At 44.2% G+C, this 22,593-nt stretch carries 19 protein-coding genes; 5 read left to right on the forward strand and 14 right to left on the reverse strand.

What is annotated here, in order from left to right; all coding sequences use genetic code 11:
* Positions 1 to 45: 45 nt before the first annotated feature.
* The 14 genes from V7R35_RS09390 to V7R35_RS09455 all read right to left on the reverse strand — a co-directional run bounded on the left by V7R35_RS09390 (position 46) and on the right by V7R35_RS09455 (position 13,842).
* Positions 46 to 534, reverse strand: a complete 489-nt coding sequence (locus V7R35_RS09390) for a hypothetical protein (RefSeq protein ID WP_334014488.1) — start codon at positions 532 to 534, stop codon at positions 46 to 48.
* A gap of 1 nt (position 535) precedes the next feature.
* Positions 536 to 1,768, reverse strand: a complete 1,233-nt coding sequence (locus V7R35_RS09395; RefSeq protein WP_334014489.1) for a type II secretion system F family protein — start codon at positions 1,766 to 1,768, stop codon at positions 536 to 538.
* Positions 1,768 to 3,480 carry a GspE/PulE family protein gene (locus V7R35_RS09400; protein ID WP_334014490.1) on the reverse strand — a complete coding sequence of 571 codons (1,713 nt, stop codon included), beginning with the start codon at positions 3,478 to 3,480 and terminating at the stop codon, positions 1,768 to 1,770. Before V7R35_RS09400 ends, V7R35_RS09395 begins: the two co-directional genes overlap by 1 nt.
* Positions 3,480 to 4,775: a tetratricopeptide repeat protein gene (locus V7R35_RS09405; protein ID WP_334014491.1), complete on the reverse strand. Its 1,296-nt coding sequence runs from the start codon at positions 4,773 to 4,775 to the stop codon at positions 3,480 to 3,482. Before V7R35_RS09405 ends, V7R35_RS09400 begins: the two co-directional genes overlap by 1 nt.
* On the reverse strand, positions 4,772 to 5,671 hold the full coding sequence (locus V7R35_RS09410) for an ExeA family protein (protein ID WP_334014492.1): 900 nt from the start codon (positions 5,669 to 5,671) through the stop codon (positions 4,772 to 4,774). The genes V7R35_RS09405 and V7R35_RS09410 overlap by 4 nt, the downstream gene beginning before the upstream one ends.
* A gap of 2 nt (positions 5,672 to 5,673) precedes the next feature.
* Entirely contained in the window at positions 5,674 to 7,422 is a 1,749-nt protein-coding gene (mshL, locus tag V7R35_RS09415; RefSeq protein ID WP_334014494.1) for a pilus (MSHA type) biogenesis protein MshL, read from the reverse strand.
* Entirely contained in the window at positions 7,406 to 7,747 is a 342-nt protein-coding gene (locus V7R35_RS09420; RefSeq protein ID WP_334014495.1) for an agglutinin biogenesis protein MshK, read from the reverse strand. The genes mshL and V7R35_RS09420 overlap by 17 nt, the downstream gene beginning before the upstream one ends.
* Positions 7,725 to 8,372 (reverse strand): agglutinin biogenesis protein MshJ, encoded by a 648-nt coding sequence (locus V7R35_RS09425; protein WP_334014496.1) that lies wholly within the window; start codon positions 8,370 to 8,372, stop codon positions 7,725 to 7,727. Before V7R35_RS09425 ends, V7R35_RS09420 begins: the two co-directional genes overlap by 23 nt.
* Positions 8,347 to 8,973 (reverse strand): PilN domain-containing protein, encoded by a 627-nt coding sequence (locus V7R35_RS09430; RefSeq protein WP_334014497.1) that lies wholly within the window; start codon positions 8,971 to 8,973, stop codon positions 8,347 to 8,349. The genes V7R35_RS09425 and V7R35_RS09430 overlap by 26 nt, the downstream gene beginning before the upstream one ends.
* Complete coding sequence (locus V7R35_RS09435; RefSeq protein ID WP_334014498.1) at positions 8,973 to 9,881, reverse strand: agglutinin biogenesis protein MshI; 909 nt, start codon at positions 9,879 to 9,881, stop codon at positions 8,973 to 8,975. The genes V7R35_RS09430 and V7R35_RS09435 overlap by 1 nt, the downstream gene beginning before the upstream one ends.
* A gap of 181 nt (positions 9,882 to 10,062) precedes the next feature.
* Entirely contained in the window at positions 10,063 to 10,566 is a 504-nt protein-coding gene (locus V7R35_RS09440; protein ID WP_334014499.1) for a hypothetical protein, read from the reverse strand.
* Positions 10,567 to 10,710: 144 nt separating this feature from the next.
* Positions 10,711 to 11,271, reverse strand: a complete 561-nt coding sequence (locus tag V7R35_RS09445; RefSeq protein ID WP_334014500.1) for a histidine phosphatase family protein — start codon at positions 11,269 to 11,271, stop codon at positions 10,711 to 10,713.
* A 33-nt stretch (positions 11,272 to 11,304) separates the two neighbouring features.
* Positions 11,305 to 12,840, reverse strand: a complete 1,536-nt coding sequence (gene glpD / locus V7R35_RS09450; RefSeq protein WP_334014501.1) for a glycerol-3-phosphate dehydrogenase — start codon at positions 12,838 to 12,840, stop codon at positions 11,305 to 11,307.
* 243 nt (positions 12,841 to 13,083) lie between these two features.
* A complete protein-coding gene (locus V7R35_RS09455) occupies positions 13,084 to 13,842 on the reverse strand; it encodes a DeoR/GlpR family transcriptional regulator (protein WP_334014502.1) in 759 nt (252 codons plus the stop codon).
* A 165-nt stretch (positions 13,843 to 14,007) separates the two neighbouring features.
* On the opposite strand from V7R35_RS09455, the gene glpK reads away from it, so the two are divergent.
* The 5 genes from glpK to V7R35_RS09480 all read left to right on the forward strand — a co-directional run bounded on the left by glpK (position 14,008) and on the right by V7R35_RS09480 (position 22,494).
* Positions 14,008 to 15,492, forward strand: coding sequence for a glycerol kinase GlpK (glpK, locus tag V7R35_RS09460; RefSeq protein ID WP_334014503.1), 1,485 nt, complete (start codon positions 14,008 to 14,010; stop codon positions 15,490 to 15,492).
* A 326-nt stretch (positions 15,493 to 15,818) separates the two neighbouring features.
* Positions 15,819 to 18,617, forward strand: coding sequence for a TonB-dependent receptor (locus tag V7R35_RS09465; RefSeq protein WP_438823461.1), 2,799 nt, complete (start codon positions 15,819 to 15,821; stop codon positions 18,615 to 18,617).
* A 111-nt stretch (positions 18,618 to 18,728) separates the two neighbouring features.
* Positions 18,729 to 20,261, forward strand: a complete 1,533-nt coding sequence (locus V7R35_RS09470; protein WP_334014504.1) for a tryptophan halogenase family protein — start codon at positions 18,729 to 18,731, stop codon at positions 20,259 to 20,261.
* A gap of 13 nt (positions 20,262 to 20,274) precedes the next feature.
* The gene (locus V7R35_RS09475) at positions 20,275 to 21,024 is read left to right on the forward strand and encodes a SapC family protein (RefSeq protein WP_334014505.1); all 750 of its coding nucleotides are present in this window, start codon (positions 20,275 to 20,277) and stop codon (positions 21,022 to 21,024) included.
* Between the two features lie 18 nt (positions 21,025 to 21,042).
* On the forward strand, positions 21,043 to 22,494 hold the full coding sequence (locus tag V7R35_RS09480; RefSeq protein ID WP_334014506.1) for an SLC5 family protein: 1,452 nt from the start codon (positions 21,043 to 21,045) through the stop codon (positions 22,492 to 22,494).
* Positions 22,495 to 22,593: the final 99 nt, after the last annotated feature.

The following is a 22,593-nucleotide window of genomic DNA, read 5'->3' on the forward strand; positions in this document are numbered from 1 at the left end:
TAAAAATGTGTTGTGTTTTTTTCATAACAATAACGCCAGTCACAATTACAATTCGCTTACTTCACCGGTTGCTGCACTGTAACTAAACCACGGCTCACCTTTTAAGTAATACGCACAATACAGCATTCCGTTTTTATAAATATCGTCAACGTACACATCAGATGGTGAACTCACCTGCTGTAGATTAGCCATATGAAGCAGTTGTTCACAGGCTTTGCTCGACGTATTGTCCATGCTTTGCGGCCACCCTTTGTTATTTAAAATAACAACGGCGCCTGCGGTTTTATCCTGCTCAATGGCTCCATTTTCACGAAGCTGGGTGTCATAAATAAACACTTCGTTTTGCTTACGCTTTATCCATTGTGCTCTAACTATCATTATAGCGCGTTTGAATTGGTCCATTGCGCTATGCCTGCTTACCTTATCGGCTTCATCGATAATGGGCGTTGCATAGAACACATAGGTTGCCCCTACTACTACCAACACCAAACTGATTATCAAAAAGTTTAGCAGGCCGCCTCTTACCCTTGCCATGCTATCCGCCTTTCACCGCAGACATCATGTTCCACATAGGCGTAAAGATACCTAGCGCCAATATCAATACCATTACAGCCACAAAACCAATTAAAATAGGTTCAATCTTCGCCGTTAAGCTCTTAAGGTCAAAATCAACCTCGCGCTCGTAATAATCTGCGCTTTCTTCAAGCAACGGCTCTAGCCGCCCGGTTTCTTCCCCAACTGCAACCATTTGCAGTACCAGGGTTGAAAACAGCTCACTGTTCTTTGACACCCTCAGCAAGCTTTCGCCTTTTTCTATTCCTTGGCGCATTTCTCTTATGCGCTGCTGCATAAATGCATTGTCTACGGCATCAGCCGTAAGAGATAAACCTGCCGTAAGTGGCACACCAGCGCGTAATATCATCGAGAAGCTGCGGCTGTATCTAGACAGCAAGGATCGTTCAATAATACTTCCTACAACAGGCAACTTTAGTTTAATTCTGTCCCACTTTAGGCGCCCAACTTCAGAATTAACGTATTGTTTTACCATAACTATTGCGCCAACAATACCAATAAGTAACAGCCACCAATAGTTAACGAAAAAGTCAGACGTGCCAATAAGCACCCGCGTCATAATTGGAAGCTCGGTATTAAACCGCTCAAACATTTGCGTAAATACAGGCACCACGAATAAATTCAAAATAAACATGGCAATGACCAGCGCAATAATCACGAACGTTGGATATCGCAACGCCGACTTTATACGCTTGCGCGTTTCCTGCTCTCGCTCAAAATATAGTGCAAGCTGCAAAAATACATCGTCAAGCTTACCGGTGTTCTCACCCACTACCACCACAGAAATTGTAAGACGAGTAAAAATTTTCTCGTATTTGGCCATTGCTGCCGACAAATTTCTGCCTTGCTCTAATTGGTCTGCAATGTCTTTCAAGATTTCTTGAAAACGCTTGTGCGATGCATTTTCACTTAAGCCTTTAATGGCCCGAATAATGGGTATACCCGCCTTTAACAACGAATACATTTGTCGAGCAAAAATAATGAGCTCATCAATACCCACTTTTTGCTCGAACAAACTAACAGCAGACAGCCCCTCGCTACTTGCAGCACTACCCCGTTTTGTTTCAGTAATGCTTGTTGGCACAACGTTTTGTGAAAGTAACGCTTGAGCCGCAGCCTGCGCAGAAGCGGCTTCAATAACACCGTTTTGAGCACCTCCTTGGGCTGTTTTTCCTGCGTACTTAAACTGTGGCATTACTGACCTACCGCCTCAGGTACAAACTCAGCCACTTTAAACACCTCATCTAACGACGTTTTTCCTTCTGCGGCATAATCTAAAGCCATGTGGGAAAGCGGCACAAAATCTTTGTTTGCTTTAGTGGCGTTTACGAAGCCTTGCGTATCGTCGTCACGCAGCGCATCCATCATTTCTTCGTTCATTTCTAAGAATTCAAAAACACCAATTCGCCCTTTATAACCAGTTTGATTACAGCTGTTGCAGCCGCGCCCTGTATAGAACGTTGTTTCGCCCATATCAGGCTTAAGGTAGCGCACCCATGCTTGCTCTTGCGCCGACGGGGCCTTTTCTGTTTTACAGTTTTCGCAAATTCGGCGCACAAGACGCTGTGCTAATACGCCGCGTAACGACGTTGCCACAAGATAAGGCGCTGCACCCATATCAATTAAGCGTATGGCGCTGGTTACCGAGTCGTTGGTGTGTAGTGTACTTAACACTAAGTGACCGGTTAGTGCGCCTCTAAGACCAATTTCAACGGTTTCTTGGTCACGCATCTCGCCCACCATGATGATGTCGGGGTCTTGACGAAGTGTGGTACGAAGAATGGCAGCGAAATCTAACCCAATTTTTGCGTTTATCTGCACTTGGTTAATACGCGGCAAACGGTATTCGATCGGATCCTCTACCGTAATAATTTTAAATTCTGGTTTATTTAGCTCGCTAAGTGCGCCGTATAAGGTAGTGGTTTTACCCGAACCTGTTGGCCCGGTTACCAAAATCATTCCGTGTGGACGATTGATGGCTGTTCTAAACTTTTCGGCCATGGCGCTGGGCATACCGGTTTGATTTAACGTTAACAACCCGGCTGATTGGTCGAGCAAACGCATAACCACCGCTTCGCCGTTTGCAACGGGCATGGTCGACACCCTCACATCAAGCGAATGCCCTTTTACTTTAATATTAAAACGACCGTCTTGAGGAATACGCTTTTCACTAATATCGAGCCCTGACATTAGTTTAAGTCGAAGCACCAGTGCTGAGGCAATCTTTACCTGATCAAGCGTATTCTCCTGCAAGACGCCATCGACACGCTGACGGATACGAAGGGTTTTCTCATCAGGCTCTATATGAATATCTGATGCGCGTACCTGCACTGCATCTTCAAAAATAGAATGCAGCAGCTTAACTACCGTGGCGTCTGAGGTCGTATCGTCAAGCGCAGACAGCTCAAACTCGGTATCGTCATCGTATTCTTCACCAAGCTTTTCAGCAAAAGATGCAATGTCTTGTGTTCTTCGATATACCGTGTCAAATGCTTCGAGCATTTGATGCTCTTGAACAATGGCAAGCTCGATATGTCGAGGCGAAACCAAGGGACCAAGCTGATCGAGTCCGCCAAGGTCGGTCGGGTCGCTCATTCCTATCAGCACTTCTTGATCGTCTGCTTCTAAAACAAGTGCGCGGTAACGTCGAGCGTAAGTTTCTGGAATTATTTTAGCTTGTTCAGGGTCGATACGACGTTGGTTAATATCTAAAAATGGAATATTAAGCTGCTGAGCCAAGAAACGAAGGAGTTGAGGTTCACTGATGTAACTTAAATCAATGAGCGTATCACCCAGTTTTCTCCCAGACGTACGCTGCGCCGCTAATGCGTTATCAAGCTGTTCGCTAGAAATAATGTTTTCATGAACCAGTAAATCACCCAGTCGCATTTTTAATCGAGGTCGCATTAACGTTGCTCCTGTAAAGCTTGCAATCGCGCAGTTGCGTATTGCGCTGATGCTGAGGAAAGGCCGCCAAGAGAAAGCGCGCGTTTATACGCGGTAGCAGCCTGTTGTGCTTGGTCTAGCGCATCTTGGTTTATACCAAGCGCCATCCACCACTTACCGTTGTTGGGCTCTAGTAATGTCATTGCGCTAAACGCTGACACGGCTTGACGAGGCTTATTAACCGCCTGAGCCGACGTACCTTTTAGTATGAGGTAATCGCTTCTACTTGCTTGAAGCGCATTTTCGTCAAGATTGTCTGGCATGATACTAAGCACTTCTTCAAAGCGATTTTCGCCAACCAGAATCTTTGCCATTAACTCGCGCCATTCAAGATTACTAGGCGCTAACAGCACGCCATCTGAAAGTACGGAAAGCGCTTGAGTGCTGCTGCCTTGACCATAATAAAGTGCAGCTAATTGCCTTCTTGCCTCGTGGTTTTCTGCGTTAGCTGTTAATGCTAGTGACAAGCTTTTTTGCGCCTCTTGGTACATACCGAATTCGTACGACTTCATACCAGCAGCAAAGTGTATTTCGCTTTGTTCTTCTGCAGATTTTGGTTTTACCGTTGTAGAGGGACCACGTGTGATAATGCTCTCTTGCGTTGCGTTCCTAACCGCCTCGTTGTTAGGTGCACGTGTATTTTCAGCTCTGGTGTTTTCAGCACTGCTTTGATTATTACTCGCTACATTCGCAGAACTAGAGTTAGCGGTATTGGTTTCATAAGTTGATGGCGCTGAGGTTGGTGCGGCTGCACTCGTTGATGCAGTGTCTATCTCTTGTGGTTCTGCAGTAGATGCTGCAAATCGAAAGGGCTCCTCGTCATCTATATCTTGCGCTGCATTAGTAATTACTTGTTCGGCAACCGACACCCCTTTAGTTCTCAACGCTAAATCTTCGCTGGATAAAGGGCTTGTTGTAATACCTTCCATACTGCCCGATGTGGGCGTTGCAGTTGGTACAGTATTGCTTGCCTGTGACTCAATGCCTTGTATTGATGTCCCTTCTGTACTTGCCTTGTTGGGTGCTACCGCTGTTTGACTAGGTTTTTCAGTAGTGCTTTTAACAGTGCCTGAGCGGTCGCCATTATCGTCAGTTAGAAGAAAATAGGCGGCCACTGTCAGTATTGCAATAACCAACACAACCGCAATACGAAGCGTCGGTCTTTGCTTGGAAAGTTGCACAGTAGGTGATAAACCAAAATCATTCGACTCGTTACGTTCATCTAACGATTTAAGCGTGTTATTTAAAATACTCATAACGCGCCCTTGTAAACATTAAACGAGAGAAAAACGGTTATAAGAAAAATTGAAAGATAGATAATACGCGTATTGGGAAGAAGCCTGGTTTTACAGTCTTCTGTGTCGGCAACGGCACTTAACATATGAAACCAACTGGCCCGCTCTTTACCCTGCCCATAGGCACGCAGTAACATTTTGTGGCATACAATATTCACTAGTCGCGGAGTACCCTTAGTGGCAAGCGCGATAACATTTCTAACTGATTGAGGAATAATACTCTCGCTTCCACCTGCCATAGTTAGCCGGTGACCAATGTAATAAGCAACCTCTTGAGAAGACATAGTACGCAAAGTATACGAGAAGCTTATGCGCTGCCTAATTTGACGTACTTTAGGATTCGACAAGTTATGATCTAGCTCTGGTTGACCGAATAACACCATTTGCAACAGCTTACTTTTTTCCGTTTCTAAATTACTAAACAGCCTAAGCATTTCAAGCGCGTCCCAACTAAGCGACTGTGCCTCATCAATAATAAGCACCGCCTGTCGGTTCTCTTTCTTAAGCATTAGCAATTGAGCTTCGATAGCATTGTGCAAATTCTGCCTTACGCCTTCCTGCTCGGTATCCACACCTAGCTCTTTTGCAAACGCCATGCGCAGTTCATCGGGCGACAAATAAGGGTTTGGTAAATAACAGGCAACAAATTTATCGTTTAAATGATTGATAAGCTTTCGGCATAACAGTGTTTTGCCTGTACCCACCTCGCCAGTTACTTTTATAAAGCCCTCTGCCATGCTAAGCGCAGACAAAATGACTTTTAACGCTTCATTATGCGGCGCTAGCGCACAGAAAAACTCTGTGTTTGGCGTTAGCGAAAACGGCATTTCGTTGAAGTGATAAAAGTCGAGGTACATGGCTAGTTTCTATACCACTGATCTAGCAACGACTGCGTCCGCTTACGCTGTTTTTCCCATGAGTCAGGCTGCACAACAGACGGTCGAATTAGAATCACTAGCTCACGTTTGGTTTGTGTTTTGGCGATATTTTTAAACAAATTACCAAACACTGGAATGTCGCCTAAAAATGGAGTTTTCGATTCGGTGTCGTTGGTTACCGTTTCCATTAAACCGCCAATAACAACAATCTCACCATCTCTTGCGCGAATAACGGTGTCTGACTCACGAATGTTACTTTGTGCTAGCGGCAGCTGAATTTGTTGTTCGCCCACTTGAATTACTTTGGTTTGCTCTGCAGTTTCAGTGACCGACGGGTGCACATGAAGAATAACCGAGCCAGAACGATCAATTTGAGGGGTTACATCAAGGGCAATACCCGAGAAAAATGGCGTAAGCTCAATGTCATTATCGTTTTGTGTATTTGCGGCATTTAGCTGCTCACTGGTGGAAACATCAGTGACAAAGTATTCGTCTTGCCCCACTTTAATTACCGCTTTCTGGTTGTTGGTAACGGTAACACGAGGGTTGCTGAGCATCTGCACATCGCCCTGCGTTTGCAGTAAATTAATCACGCCATCAAAATCACCGGCTGCAATTCGAAGCGTTGACACACCGCCAATATCAGTACTTATGGTGTTACCAATACCGTTTACGGCATTTATAGCAGGGTCGATACCGTTTACCGTGTTTGCAGCAAAATTAGACGCTAAGGCACCGCCGCTAAAACCAAAGTTGGCTCTGCCGGTAAGGCCGCTGGCAATGCGATCCCAGCGAACGCCTTGTTGGTAGCCGTCGTTAAGCGTAACTTCAATAATTCGTGCTTCTAACACGACCTGACGCTGAAGGCTTTCTTGGCTTTGCGTTAAAAAGTCTTTTACTACCGCAATTTCGCTAGGTAACGCTCTTATCGTCACCAAACCAGCTTGCGGTGACACCACTACATGACGGCCTTCTTCTGGCGGCAATAGTATGGCTAAAGCCTCTTTTAAATCTTCCCAAAAATCGTTTTCACTGGTGGTTTGAATATTAGAGCCGTTTAGCTGCTGAATGTTATTGCCACCAACACTGCCCAGGCCGCCCACGCCGCCTTGACCACCAATACCATTGCCCGCAACATTATTGTTACCGTTAATACCGCCGTTATTACCACCGTTATTTTGATTTTGCTCGCTTACACCGCCAGCAATCACGCTTACATTAGACAAACCAAAACGTTTGATCATTAGGAAATTTACGGGGATGGACTCTGTTTTCAGCTGAGAAGGCATAACCTGAATTACTTTGCCTTCCATAAAAACATCCAAAGGATACATACGAGAAACAATTTTCAGCACGTCATCTAGCGCAACTTCTTTCAGCGTTAAGCTAATCTGACCCGATACCTGTGGGTGTACGGCTACACTGTAAGGCGTACCGTCGACTAATGCGTCGAAGAAAGGACGAACATCAACATCGCTTGCCGATACATCAAAAGTTTTGGTAGCCGTTTGCGTCGGCAACGCTTTATACCGAGATACTTCAGACAAAAGCTCTTGATTAAAATCAGGAGGCGGAGGGGGCGTGTCGTTTTTAAGCTGCTGTTGCTGGTTTAGTTCATTTCGAATATGAGGCTTTACCTCTTCGCCCACGCCATACGATTTGCACCCAGCAACCGTAATAACCAGGGTTATGAACAACGCTTTTGCGATATCGCTATTTTTTAATTTCATAGGTGTACAGTTCAAGTGTTCGTTGCTCACGTCCATCGCTGATAACAACGTCTTTTGCATTTATTTTTAAGATAGTAAATTCGCCCACAGTATCTCCCTGACGATACGATTTACCCGAGATAATGGCTGTTTTTCCGTCAACGCGTTTAAAGATAGATTGTAGTGCAAGGTCGCCCTTTACAACATCTTGCGCTTTGTTTGCGCCAAGCGCCGCCACTACCGGTTTGGTAGGATCGACTTCAGCTGCAAACACGCCATTCGACAACGCTAGCATGCTAAACGCGCCGACAGTGCCTACATGATTAAAGCGAAATAAACGTTTCATTATTACTTACCGTGGCCAGTGCTAGGCTTAGTTGTGCTTTAGGGTAATCTGTCACGTTGTACGAAAAATCGGTAATAACCACCTTTTCTGGTGCTGCTTGTAAACGTGCCAAATAATCTTTCAAGTTGAAGTATTCGCCCTCAATAACCAATGTCATGTTGTGTTGGAACAAGGTTGCGCTTTTACTTTTATCCTCGCCAAAGCGCAGCGTTGTTGTTGGCAAAACATCAAACCTTTGCAAGCGTATGTCGCCCTGCTGATCTAGCAGAGTCATAAGCAAGGCCGGCATTCGGTCTGCGGCAACAAAGCTGTTATTTAGGCTTGCTAGTTTGTTGTCCACATCAAGTAATTGTTTGCGTGCACTGTCTAACTGGGCTTGTGCCTGTTTGCCATAATCAACCGCCAAAGCTTCATTCAAGGCATCTCGCTGTAAAACAAGGCCGTTATATTCTATGTCTTTGCGTTCAAGGTTTTTATTCGTTGCCGACATGTCGTCTAGCGCAGGCGCTACACCGAACCAATAAAATAAATACACTATCAACCCAAAGCTTACCCACAATACCAATTGTTTCTCGCGTGGCTGAAGCGCTGAGAATTTATCAGAGAGCTGCTGATACTGACTCATTAGTCTCTCCTTCAAAATCGGTTGAAATAACAAAGGTTCGTACGCGATCTTTATCTGCTACTTGATCGAATTTAACGTGCGAAAACGACTTACCTTTGAAAAAGGGTGATTGTTCAAGCTTCTCCAACCAAATTGGAACGGCCGCCGGTGTCACAGTTTGACCTGTTAGCCGCACCTTTGAAGGGTCAATTTCAATCTGAGTAAGCCATAGATCGTTGTGATGATAGGTAGCAAGGTCGCGCATGACTTCAACAAACTGTGTGGCATCGTTAGATAGTTCGCCGCTCTCAACAAACTCGAAAAGTGCTTCTCTGTTTTGAATTTTCTTCTGAATATCAGCAAGCTGTGCTTCTAGCGCTGTAATGTCACGTTTTTCTTCAAGCTGTGCTTGAAGCTGTTTTAACTCGTTATTCAGTGCTGATACCTCGTTAGCGCGGGCTTTTAATGCCGATTCCTTGCTACTTGCCAACACATTGAAGACAATTGTAAGGGCAAGCATTACCACAAAGGCGCCACCGTTAATCCACAGCACCTTATCAAAAGGAAGTTTTTCCTTTTGCGGCTTAAGTGACTCTTGATAAAGGTTAATCGTACGTTTCATTACACCTCTCTTGATGCAACTAACGCACTAGTCAGCGCAAAATGGCACGTAGAGTCTACAACGTCAGCCAGTTCTAATTCAGGGGTGAACACTTTCATAGCAGCGGGCTGAAAAGGTTTTAAGCGTTCTATAACCGGCTCGCAATCGAACTGAGTTTTAAACAAAATTTCTTTTAAGGGCGGCTGTTTTAGCTGCGATTCATAGAAATCCATTGAACGCTGTATTTCAAGGCCTAACGTATCACTTACCTGAGACACATCCGTAGTTTCATTAAACTTGTTTACAAAACCACGAAGGCGACGAGCTAGCCAAATGGAACCAGATCTCACAATCATCAAAAAAGGTTCGCTATTGGGCTCTTGAACAATAAGCAAACGAGCGTATTCATCGTCTGGCGCCATTTCAGCCACCAACACTTCTTTGGTATGAATATGAGTAAGGTGCTTATCTTTTTGTTTGGCAAGAGCTGCAGCTAATGTAGCAAGCGGGGCTTTTTCTGACGCAAATACATCAATTTTTTGCTCACCCGTTCTGCTTTTCACCGGGTAATCAACGTAATCTACTACCATATTGGCAGACTCGTAAGGCACCAGGTCGCCCAAGGTCCATGGCAAAGCTGCCGCGATATCCTCTTCAGGTACCTCTGGTTTTGTCACTTGTACCATGTGATACATTTCTTGAGACAATACTATTGATACATTACAGCTTTCTTCAACCGACTCTAAACTTGCACCAATCTGTTGTTCTAACGGAACATTTACATTGTAAGGCTGCGTATTCACAGTTTCGATAACAGGGCTACCGGTAGCGTTATTAACCGCGGCTAAATGAATATGGGAAGCACATACTGACACCCCAACAAACACCGAGGGAACTTTGCTTTTTGATGAAAATAAGCGAATGGGCATTTATAGAATTCTTTTCGTCTCAAGCGCATTAATTATTGTAATCACAATACCTTACCACACGTTGTACTAACACGACACTAACTAAAAAGTAGACTAATTATGTAGAAACAACAACCGGTAACTCTGCCACTTTCACAACCTTAATAGTAGAATGAAAATCGCATATAAAATGGCGTGTGCTTCAGCCTTCTAATTCAGACGTTTTACCCGTCGCAGGGAAGTAGTCGAAGTACGGTCCTCGGCTTAAACCAAATCGACACCAATAAACTTCACTATTTTCATTGTTCTGAGAATAAAAACGGGCATGTACTTTAAAGCCATCGACGTTTAAAGACTCAGCGGTTAATGATGTCCAAAGTTTTTCGCAGCCTTCATCATTCATTTCACCGCCCGGCCATCCGAAATGATTAATAGACACAGGACGTCTGCTTCGCTCTTTTCCTTGGTTATCGTAGTGACGAAGCATAATCATAGAGGTAGGTTGTTGCACCTTCCACTGCCAGTGTGACGACTCAACATGATGCTGAAACTGAGACATACGCTTTGTAAAAACTTCTAATGTGACATCGGTTTCATCAGACTTGAAGGTAGTAGCAAGAATACTTATTAAAGCGATGGTGGCAATAACCGCCCCCACTTTTAGTAATCCGTAATCTTGAGAAGGCTTATTGGATTTTCTTTTCATTTGTTATTTTCCGCCTGCGTCTATTTCTACCGTGAGGAGCCGAGCGGTTCTTGGCAAAAATAGGCTTTTTATTATAATTTTATCGGCATTATGACGGAAATTTAAAGCTACTCCACATTTTCATCTTACTCAATTAGTTTAAGTTTATGATTTTGTGAGCGTTGTGACACCCCAAAAATCACCACTCTTATTTTTAAGGTGCCAGCCATTTTTAATCAGCTGCTTACGAGTGAAATAGTTGGTCATACCATGGCCAAATAACACAATACGATTGTGCGTTTCGCTGAGTGTTTGAATATGCTGAGCAAGGTTCACAGTGCGCTTTTTAGCGTGAGCAAAGCTTTCAAAGTCGCCTTTGAAACCGGCAAACCAGAGCGTACGGCTTAGCAAAACCCAGTGCCATGCTTTTAGTTTTAACGGAATGTTATAGAAAGGAATGTCCATTTCTTTTAAGTTGTGGCACGTTTCATTGATGGTTACAGCGCCGTACTGTTTTGCTGATAATTGAGCGCGTAAAAGAGGACTCACTATTACATAACTATCCTCAAGGCTCGCTTCTTCTTCCGGAAGACTAGCAGGGTCGAGTTCAGATCTATCGTAATCCTTTACCCACTTTGCGTAATCTGCCGCGTTTACTTTGTCGTTATGTGCCGACAGTGGTTTACCATGGCGAATAAACACCACTTCCTTTTGATTTGTTTTCATCGTCACGTCCCTGTGCTGCTTTACTAATAGCTTTTAGGCTGTTTCAAGTACGGTATTATTGGCCCCTTGGCCATAAACAGCGTGACTTACATAGTCTGCCAACACATGCTTCTCATCTTCAGATAAACGTAAACCGTGCTTTGTACGACGCCAAAGCACATCGTCTACGTTCTTTGCCCATTCATACGCAATAAGATAATCAACCTCCGCTTTGTAAAGCATGGCGCCAAAATCAGCACCAAGGTCGTCCAACGACTTTGCATGCTTTAAGAATTTAAAACACAACAACCCGTACTGCTTAGCGTATCGTTGCGCTAAAGAAACTGGTAACCAAGGAAAGTCGCTGGTTAACTTATCAACAAAACGTTCTTGGCTTTCAAATGCACCACCTGGAAGCGGAACCTCTCTCGTCCACGCTTTTTTCGCCTTTGGGAAACACGTAACCAATTTATCTACGGCGTGTTCTGCAAGTTTTCTGTAGGTTGTAATTTTACCGCCAAAAATATTCAACAGAATTGGCTCGCCCGCACTGCCTTTTAGCTCTACTTTGTAGTCGCGAGTAAGCTCTTGTGCTGATGCATTTTTCTCTTCTAAAAGAGGTCGCACGCCACTGTAACTATGCACTATATCTTCACGGGTAATCTTAGTTTTAAAGTATTCATTTACCACATCAATTAAATAATGGGTTTCTGCGTCTGAAATCGCTGCATCTGACGGGTTACCGGTAAAGTCTTCATCGGTGGTGCCTACCAAAGAAAAATCACCTTCGTACGGGATAACAAAAACAATACGTCCGTCTTTGTTCTGCAGAATGTAAGCTTCTTCTGTGTCGTACAGCTTAGGAACAATAAAGTGGCTGCCTTTAACCATACGCATGGCATTTGGGTTATTCACATTCACTAAGCGATCTAGAAACGAGACAGCCCAAGGGCCTGCGGCGTTTACAATAGACTTCGCCTTAACTGTAAACGTTTTCCCGCTTTCGTCACGTAAAGTCACAAGCCATAAATTATCTTGTCTCTCTGCACTAACGCACTCAGTGCGAGTTAGAATTTCTGCACCTTGGTCTTGCGCTGCAAGTGCATTTAAAACAACTAGACGGGCATCGTCTACCCAACCATCTGAGTATTCGAAGCAAGTAGAAATACTTTCAACTAGTGGCCCTTGCGGAGTAGTTGCTAGCTTTCGTGAACGAGGAAGCACGTTGCGTTTAGCTAAAGAATCGTAAAGAAACATACCAATGCGAATCATCCACGCTGGGCGCAGATGTTTTTGATGTGGCAATCTAAAGCGCAGCGGCCACATAATATGCGGCGCTTTCTTCAATAAAACCTCGCGCTCTGCCAAAGCCTCTTTCACTAAACGAAACTCATAGTGCTCAAGGTATCGAAGACCACCGTGGATTAGCTTACTGCTTGAAGACGAAGTAGCGCCAGCAAGGTCACCCTTTTCACAAAGCATAACCGAAAGGCCTCTGCCGGCCGCATCAACAGCAACGCCAACACCATTTACGCCTCCGCCAACAACAAGCGTATCTAATACATGTTCATTTTGATTACTTTGAGTCATTGTTCGCCCTTACATGGCTTTTTCATCTTTTGGCTATTTGACAACCAATTTATTGTTAAGTCAACACAAAACGAAAACAAACGAACATTAAAGAAAAATTAAGAAGCAGAAAAGCGCTATCAGAACGGCTAAGAAAGTAATATTAGTCCAATGGAAAACGCAAAGCGCAAAAGTAGCGCAGGAGCTTGCGTGGGTCTTAACCTATGAAGTAATAAGGTAGATAAGTTTTATGACGAGAAGGTGTCAGGCTTTAACGAAGGTAATGTTATTTTCTTCAATTATTTCCATAATACTTTCAGGTGGCGTTTTATCACAAACCAGACAATCCACTTGAGAGATATGCCCCTGCTCAACCATAGCGCGGCGCTCGAACTTGCTATAATCGGCGGCAAGAATGACATGCTGTGTATGTTCTAATATGGCTTGAGACACCTTCACTTCGCGAAAGTCGAAATCTAATAGCGCGCCATCTGCACTAATACCACTAATGCCGATAATGCCGTAGTCCATTCTAAACTGGCTGATAAAGTCGCAAGTCGCCTCACCAATAATGCCTCCATCGCGATAGCGCACCTCACCAGCAGCAATTATGACTGAGAAGTCTTCTTTTGCTGACAGTATAGTAGCAACATGAATGTTGTTGGTAACCACATGCAGGTTCTTGTGGTTCAGCAACTTAGTAGCAATAAGCTCTGTTGTGGTACCGATATTGATAAACAGTGAAGCACCGTCCGGTATCATAGCGGCCACAGCATCGGCAATTTTTTCTTTTACCTCGGCATTTTGAGTTTTACGCTCCTGGTAAGGCGTGTTTTCCCAGCTTTTGTTCAGCCCAGCACCACCGTGATAGCGACTTAATACACCGTTGTCGGCGAGTTGATTCAAATCTCTTCTAATAGTTTGTGGCGTAACGTCGCATGCAGAAACAAGATCATCAATAGACATAAAGCCATGTAGCTTTATTAAGCCAACAATTTTTTCATGTCGCTGCGTTTGATTCATTATTTACCCCAAAACTACCTATTAGTTAGGCACTAGTATAATGATTAATGCGTTTACTTAACACGAAAATCGAAAACATAAATGTTCGTTTACGAAAATAGACCATTGTTAATCACGTGTAAATAATGCACACTTTAAAAAAATATATCTTTTTGGAGTGACGTCATGGGGCAGCATATTCTTGCCATCGACCAAGGTACTACAAGCTCACGAAGCATAATCTTCTCGCCAAAAGGCGCCATTGAAGCTATTTCCCAAACTGAGTTTTCACAAAAATATCCGCATGATGGATGGGTAGAACACGATCCTGAGGAAATTTGGGAAAGCGTTGTCTCTACAATAAAAAACGTTTTTGATAGATGTGCACTTAGTGCTAAAGACATTGCAACTATCGGTATTACAAACCAGCGTGAAACTACACTGGTATGGCACAAAGACACAGGAAAGCCTGTGTATCCGGCTATTGTGTGGCAAGACAGACGTACATCGCCACTTTGTAGAGAGCTAAGTGAAGATGCGGAATTGGTATCGCACATTACCGAGTCAACAGGCTTACTACTTGACCCGTACTTCTCTGCTACAAAGATTGCATGGATATTGGATAATGTAGAGGGCGCACGTGCTCAGGCAGAAAACGGCGAACTACTGTTTGGAACGGTTGATACGTTCCTAATCTGGCGTTTAACAAACGGAGCATCACACAAGACCGATGCAACCAATGCATCTCGTACCATGCTGTTTGATATAAACAAGCAATGTTGGGATGAAAAGTTGCTCAAAACTTTCAACATTCCAGCATCAATGCTGCCAGAGGTTATGGACTGTGCAGCAGATTTTGGCGTGCTTGACGAAAGTATTATTGGACGGGCTATTCCTATTCAAGGTGTTGCGGGCGACCAACAGTCAGCGCTTGTAGGGCAAGCGTGTTTTGAAAAAGGTATGGCAAAAAGCACTTATGGTACTGGATGCTTCATGATCCTTAATACAGGTGACGAGCCGCTTCAGTCGAAAAATAGACTGCTTACTACTGTTGGCTATCGAATAGATGGAAAAACAACGTATGCACTAGAAGGCAGTATATTCATGGCGGGGGCCACGGTACAGTGGCTTCGCGACGGTCTTAAATTGATTGGTGACGCCGCAGAGACAGAAGCGCTTGCGCAGCGCGCTAGACAAGATAACGGCGTATTTTTAGTGCCCGCCTTTACCGGCCTTGGCGCACCGTATTGGGACCCCGATGCGCGCGGCGCAATTTTAGGGTTAACTCGAGACACTGGAATTAGCGAAATTGTTGCTGCGGGTCTTCAGTCGGTATGCTACCAAACTAAAGATTTGCAAAAAGCCATGGAAAGTGACGGCGCGCGCCCCACTACAATACGTGTTGACGGTGGTATGTCGCGTAACGACTGGGTAATGGGCTTTTTATCAGATATTCTAGGGGCAGAAGTTGAGCGACCTGAAAACACGGAAACAACGGCGTTAGGCGCAGCTTTTCTTGCCGGCCTACAGGCGGGGATCTTCACTTCGTTAGATGATTTAACGCAGTGTTGGAAGAGTGATAGCGTTTTCACCCCAAGACTCACCAAAGACGAACGCAACCGCGCCTATGACGGATGGAAAGAGGCGGTAGATCGTATTCGTTGTAGTTAATCTTGCCCTGCAATGCTTCTCAACTTTTTAGTATTTTCTATATGTTAATAAAGTGCGGTTATAAACCGCACTTTTTTTATACAAAAAAAATTTTATAACATTGTAATTACATTGTCATTTTGTGTTAGTATTGAAATCAAGGTAAACGTTTCACCTTTTACCTTGATTAAGAAATGTTATTTTTTTCAAGAAGTTACAAATAATAAGCGAGAAAAAATAACGCTAAATGTGTAAAAGTAATGTTAATAAGCTTGTTCCGCACACACTAAAAACGTAATTTAAGTGCAAAGTACGTTAGAACGTAGCCTACTCACGGAGAAAACACAGTGACACATAAAATTAACACATCACAGCTAGGCCTTATTGCAAAGCGCTCTCTGCTTGGTGTTGCAATCGCCTCTGCCCTACACTCACCGATTGCCTTATCACAAGACGCTGACACTCAAAATGTAAACGATGCACCTGTTGAAGTTATTGAGGTTCGCGGCATCGTAAGTAGTCTTAAGCGTGCCATGTCTGACAAGAAAGAAAACCTTGCCGTGTCAGATGGTATCGCTGCTGAAGACCTTGGTAAGTTCCCAGATCTGAACGTTGCCGAATCACTTCAGCGCATCACTGGTGTTTCAATTGACCGTAGTGGCGGTGAAGGTCAACAAGTAACCGTGCGTGGTTTCGGCCCGCAGTTCAACACGGTACTTGTAAACGGTCGTCAAATTGCCTCTGACGATGCAGGCCGTGCATTTAACTTTGACGTACTAGCAGCCGACCAAATTACGGGTGCGAATATCTTCAAAAGTGGCGTAGCTAACTTACAGTCGGGCGGTATTGGCTCAACCATTAACGTAACAACGGCTCGCCCATTCGACTACGACGGCTTCCAAGCGGTCGGTAGTATTAAAGGCATGTACGAAAGCCTTTCTGAAGAGACGTCGCCACAAGCGTCGTTCCTTGTAAGTAACACTTTCGCAGACGACAAATTCGGTTTATTGCTAGCAGTATCTCACCAAGAACGTGACGTACAGATTAACCGTATTCAAACTGCTGGCTGGCGTCCAGGTTTAACACTTTCAAACCGTAATGACGGCGTATTAGCAAGCAATGTTTACCTACCTCGTAACTGGGACCAAGTTGTCGACCAGCAAGAAAGAACGCGTACCAATGCATCATTGGTTGCTCAGTTTGCGCCAAGTGACGACATTACTATTACCCTAGACGGTTTCGTGTCTAAGTTTGAGGTTGATTCTCAAGTTACTGACCTTGCATCATGGTTCGAGCCAGATCGGGTAGGCTCTGCAACTATTTCAGAAAACGGCACCGCCATTCAATTTACCCAAGAAATTGATTTACACCAAGGCAGTGGTAACCCTGCCTCTGACTTCGTAAGCTCAACCCGTGGCGTTCGTGATGTTACCAATAAAGGTTTTGGTTTAAACGTTGATTGGCAGGTTACTGATGCACTTTCTGCAACGTTTGATGTTTCGAATTCTGACGCCAAAAATGATATCGGCGGTAGAGGTCGCTTCAACGTTGTAGGTATTATTAACAATTACGAATTTGACGGTACTGGCGGCACGCCAACGGTCATTCACGACGGTTTTGGCAACGGTCAACTGCCAGACATTAATTTAAACCGTCTGCACTATAACGACCTCGGTAATGTTGTAGCATCTGAAGATGAAGTAACTGAATATAAAGCTGATTTCACTTATCTTGCTGACTCTGAAGTGTTCCGCAAAGTCGACTTCGGCGTTTTGCGTTCAGAGCGTGAAAAATTTGTGTTCCAAGAGTTCGCTTCTCAATGTGCTTTTTGTGGTTATGGCACTGCTGCACCGATTGATGCACTGAACATTCGTCCATTTACTGCAAACAACTTCTTTAGCGGTCTTATTGACACGTGGTATACCTATGACGGTGATGCTTACCTAGACTACCTTGCTTCTCAGGGTGCTCCAGTTACGCCTACGCTGCAAAATAACTATTACAACATTGAAGAAGAAGTAACAGCGTTATATGCACAGTTCGAGTTTGGTTATGACATCGGTGATATGCCATTAACCATGAACTTCGGCGCACGTTATGAAGAGACTGACGTAGCTGTTTCAGCAGTTCAAGCATTTATCTCTGACGTCGTTCCAACGTCAGATCTTACGCTTTTCGCAAACCGCTTTGCGCCAGCACAAGACATAGTGGGTACGTCGTCTTACTCGAATATCCTTCCTAGCTTGAACGTTAAGCTTGAAGTGCAAGAAGACATGATAGTTCGCTTCTCGCGCTACGACTCATTGACTCGCCCAACAATGTCGCAGATGTCTCCAGCAACAACGTTTGGTGAACCTCGTCGTCAAAACCTTCAGGCTAGTGGTGGTAACCCTAACCTTAAACCATTTAGTGCGGAGAACTGGGATCTATCGTTTGAATGGTATTACAGCGATGACTCTGTATTCTCGTTTGCAGTATTCAGCAAGGAAGTAGAAGACTTTATTATTACGTTGTCTGGTCCGGAAACTTACAACATGACTGACCGTCTTCCTGGAGATTTCCGTTGCGCTGCAGCAGATTGTGCTCCGGGTGTATCTCTTGACCCACAAGACCCATCTCGCGACGTAGTAGCTGATACTGAAGAACTCAATGGTGCAAGTGAAGTTTACACAGTAACGCGTCCGCAAAATGGTGAAACAGCAACGGTTAACGGTTATGAAATTGCACTTACCCATGTATGGGATAACGGCTTTGGTGTAACCGCAAATGCTACAGTAGTGAACAGCGACGCAGAGGTCTCTGGCGATATCACTCAATCATTTGCGTTAGAAGGTCTCGGCGATTCTCAGAACCTTATCTTGTTCTACGAGAAAGACGCGTTCCAAGCGCGTGTTGCATTTAACAACCGTGAGTCGTTCTTGTTTGCACTTGATAACGGCTTCTCAGGCGAGCCAACTACGACCGAAACATACGGTCAGTGGGACGTAAGCGCAAGTTACGACATCAACGAGCATCTAACGGTTTTCGTTGAAGGTATTAACGTAACTGAAGAAGAACTAACGCAAGTTGGTCGTTTCCCAGACCAAATTTACTCAATTGAAGATAACGGCTCTCGTTACGCAGTGGGTATACGCGGCTCTTTCTAAGAAGCGTGTGTTTTGGCAGGGACTAGTCCCTGCCATTTATTCATAAGCTTAATGGCAAATTATTTGAGTTTATGAATAAATGTAGTAAACACGTTTAAGTAGCGACAACTCATGAACCAATCTACTCAATCTTCTAAAAAGCAACGCATCGTTATTGTTGGAGGCGGCACAGCTGGGTGGCTGACAGCAGCCATAGTAGCGGCAAAGCATAATATTGCTGTCGGTGAATGCGGGCTTGATATCACGTTGGTTGAATCTAGCGATATTCCTACCGTGGGCGTGGGTGAAGGTACATGGCCTACAATGCGAAACACGCTGAAAGACATTGGTTTATCTGAAAAAGAAGTGTTTCGACGCTGCAGCGCTGCCTTTAAGCAAGGTGGTAAGTTCGTAAACTGGGTAAAAGAAGAAGGCGACTATTACTATCACCCATTTACCGTGCCACTCGGTTATGGTCGCGTTGAAATGGCGCCTTATGTAGGCAACATTGCAGAGTTTGCTAATGCAACCAATTTCCAGCAGCACGTATGTGAACGCAATATGGCGCCGCGCACGCTCAACGAAGAAGAATACAGCAGTGCTCAGTCAAACTATGCCTACCATTTAGATGCCGGCGCATTTGCTGATTTACTAAAAGAATTTAGTAAAAATCAGCTTGGCGTTAATCACAAAGTTGCCACCGTAGAACGTGTTCACGCCACATCAAGCGAGCATATTCAAAGTATTACACTGAATGACGGTAGCACGCTTGAAGCCGACCTTTTTGTAGACTGCTCAGGCTTCCGCTCTTTGTTACTAGGTGAAACCCTTGGCGAAGCAGTGGTTTCTACCGACGATGTATTGTTTAACAACTCAGCAATAGCCCTTCATGTACCCTATGAAGATGATTTTGAGATAAAGCCCTATACCCAAGCAACAGCACAAGAAGCAGGCTGGATTTGGGATATTGGTTTGTCATCAAGGCGTGGTGTTGGTCATGTGTATTCTACCGACTACACCAACGACGCCCGTGCAGAAGAGGTGTTACGCCAATATGTGGGCGACGAAAAGGGCGAGTTAAACGCAAGAATCATTCGCTTTAACTCCGGTTATAAAAAGCGTATTTGGAAAGGCAACTGTATTGGCGTTGGTTTGTCAGCAGGCTTTGTAGAGCCCCTTGAAGCCACCGCATTAATGCTTATTGAAATATCGGCCCGCTTTATTGCAGAGCAAATGCCGCTGCCGGTCAGTGCCATGCCAATAGTGAGCCAGCGTTTTAACAAACAAATGCAATATCGTTGGCAACGCATTATCGATTTTCTAAAACTTCATTACATTTTTAACCAGCGAAGCGAACCTTATTGGGTAGCGAATCGTGACCCCAAGTCTATTCCTGATTCTTTAAAAGAAGACCTAGAGATATGGAAATATCGTGGGCCCCAAATTACTGATTTCGCTGCAGCAATAGAGCTTTTCCCTGCTGCAAGTTATCAATATGTTTTGTATGGAATGGGTTTTTCACCAGACTTTTCTTTGCAATCTCATTTCTACACAGAACGCCAGTTAGCTGATAAGGTTATTCAACAAAATCAGCTTATTACACAGCAAAAACTAAGTAGCTTACCGAACCATCGCGATTACATAGAGCAGTGGTTAGCAAGCTAACGAGAATAATAATATGCCAAACTTTCAGACGTTATCATCTGACCTACACAGCGAAATACGTGTCGATGAAAGCAAACTTACCGCTACATTCGCAAAGTTCCACTTGGTGAATGTAGAGGTTAAAGAAGCTGTTCAAGCCTCTTGCGAGTATCCTCTTTTTTTTAGCAAAGCCGCAAATAATCAATATTGGACTGTATCCGCATTATGCGGTTTAGCACTGCAAGAGAATGTATTTGAAACACAAGGCGCGTGGCTTGCACACTTTACGCCATTAAGTCTAAAAACGCTTCCGTTCACATTGAGCTTTGAAAACAGCACTGACCAACCTGACACACTTTTAGATATGGATTCACCTGCGGTTTCGCAAAATACTGGTGAAACCCTTTTTCTTTCTTCAAAGCGCCCTACCGCCTATTTAGACAACAAGAAAAAGCTGCTTTCGGAGCGTGTGTCGGCTATGCAGCAAACGGCTGCACTGCTTAATCAAGTGAGTGAAATGGAGCTAATTCAACCCGTCGACTTAATTATTGAATACGCTGACAACACTCAACAGCGCGTTGGCGGCCTTGCTACCGTGAACGAGCAACGTTTACACAATTTAAGCAGTGATGAAATGGCATTGCTTCATCAAAAAGGGTTGCTGAATGTGCTGTTTAACGTGCTTGGATCGATTTTTCAAGTAAACCGCATTATTCGACTGCACAACACCAAATTTCCATCTCGCGCTGTTAAGAACGTTAAGTTCGAAACCAGCAAGTCATAAGCACCTTAGGAGTTAATTATGTTTTCTAACACACTACAGGTGTCTGTTTTCGTATTTGTGACTGCGCTAATTGGCTTACTTACTTACCTGAGTTGCCGCGGGCAAAACAGGGGCTCGCAATCACAAAGTGAGTACTTTCTTGCTGGTGGTGGTTTAGCATGGTATTTCGTTGCGGGTAGTATCACCCTTACTAACTTAAGTACCGACCAGCTAGTAGGTATGAACGGCAACCAAATGGCGCTGCTTGCTTTATGGGAGCTTGCTGCGGTTGTAGGCTTATTTGTTCTAGCAAAAGTATTTCTGCCTGTTTATTACAAGTTTAAGTGCACCACAACTACCGAACTCCTAGAACAGCGTTATCACGACAAACACATTCGCGCCGTTATCAGTGCGCTTTTTTTTGCCGGTAGCGCGTTAATCTTCTGCCCCGCGGTAATTTACTCTGGCTCGCTGTTTATGCAGTCAATGTTCAATATTGAACTACCGCTTATGTATATTGCAGTTACCTTCGTTATAGTGGGCGCACTTTATGCAATATTCGGCGGTCTTCGCGCCGTTGCGGTATCAGATACCTATTCAGGTGTTTTACTGCTTACCATGGCTGTGCTCGTCGTCATACTTGCGCTCCAAGCTATCGATTACAACTTCGATGGTATTCCTCAAGAACGCCTAACCCTTTTAGGCGATGATGAATCACCTATTCCTTGGCACACCTTACTCACGGGCATGATTTTTATTCAGATGTTCTATTGGGGCACTAACCAAGTTATTACCCAACGCGCCATGGCCGCACCTTCTTTAAAAGAAGCACAAAAAGGGGTTTTTGCTGCTGCCGGTATTCGCCTGCTAATTGTGCCAGCAATTATCGTTATCCCTGGTATTGTGTCTTTTAAACTGTTTGGTGATATTGGTGATAGCGCCTACGGGAGAATCGTAGCTACCGTGCTACCCGATTGGCTTTCTGGTGTATTTGCTGCAGCCATGGCAGCGGCAGTACTCACTACCTTCAACAGTAACCTAAACTCTGCAGCAGCGTTGTATGTGTGCGATATTCACGAAAGCTATGTGAATAAAACGCCAAACGTTCCCAAGCTTAGTGGCTATGTTACCGTATTGCTTTGTTTAGTGTCTCTTGCTCTTATTCCGGTATACCAGGAAGCAGACAGCATTATTAACCTAGTTCAAAAGCTTTACGGATTACTAAGCATGCCTATTTTGTCGGTATTCATAGTGGGCCTATTATTTAGAAATGTGCATGCATTTGCAGCCATAGGAGCGGTTGTCTTTGGCGTGTCTATTTATGCACTTATGAGCTTTGAGGCATCACCGTTATACGCGCCATTTGGCTTACACTATATCCACTTAATGTTCGCTACGCTTATCGGTTGTGTTGCATTCGCATTAATCGTTAACAGAATGGTATTTCGCCAAAAGGCTGAGTTTTCATTAGCGATTTACAAAAACGATTAACAAAAAACTCACAACGCAAAAAGGGTGTCGTTGTGCACCCTTTTTTATTTGTTAACAATTTATTTCAACTACAATTTGAATATAAATGCTTAAGCCAGG

Source organism: Alteromonas sp. S167 (assembly GCF_036864375.1).
GTDB lineage: Bacteria > Pseudomonadota > Gammaproteobacteria > Enterobacterales > Alteromonadaceae > Alteromonas.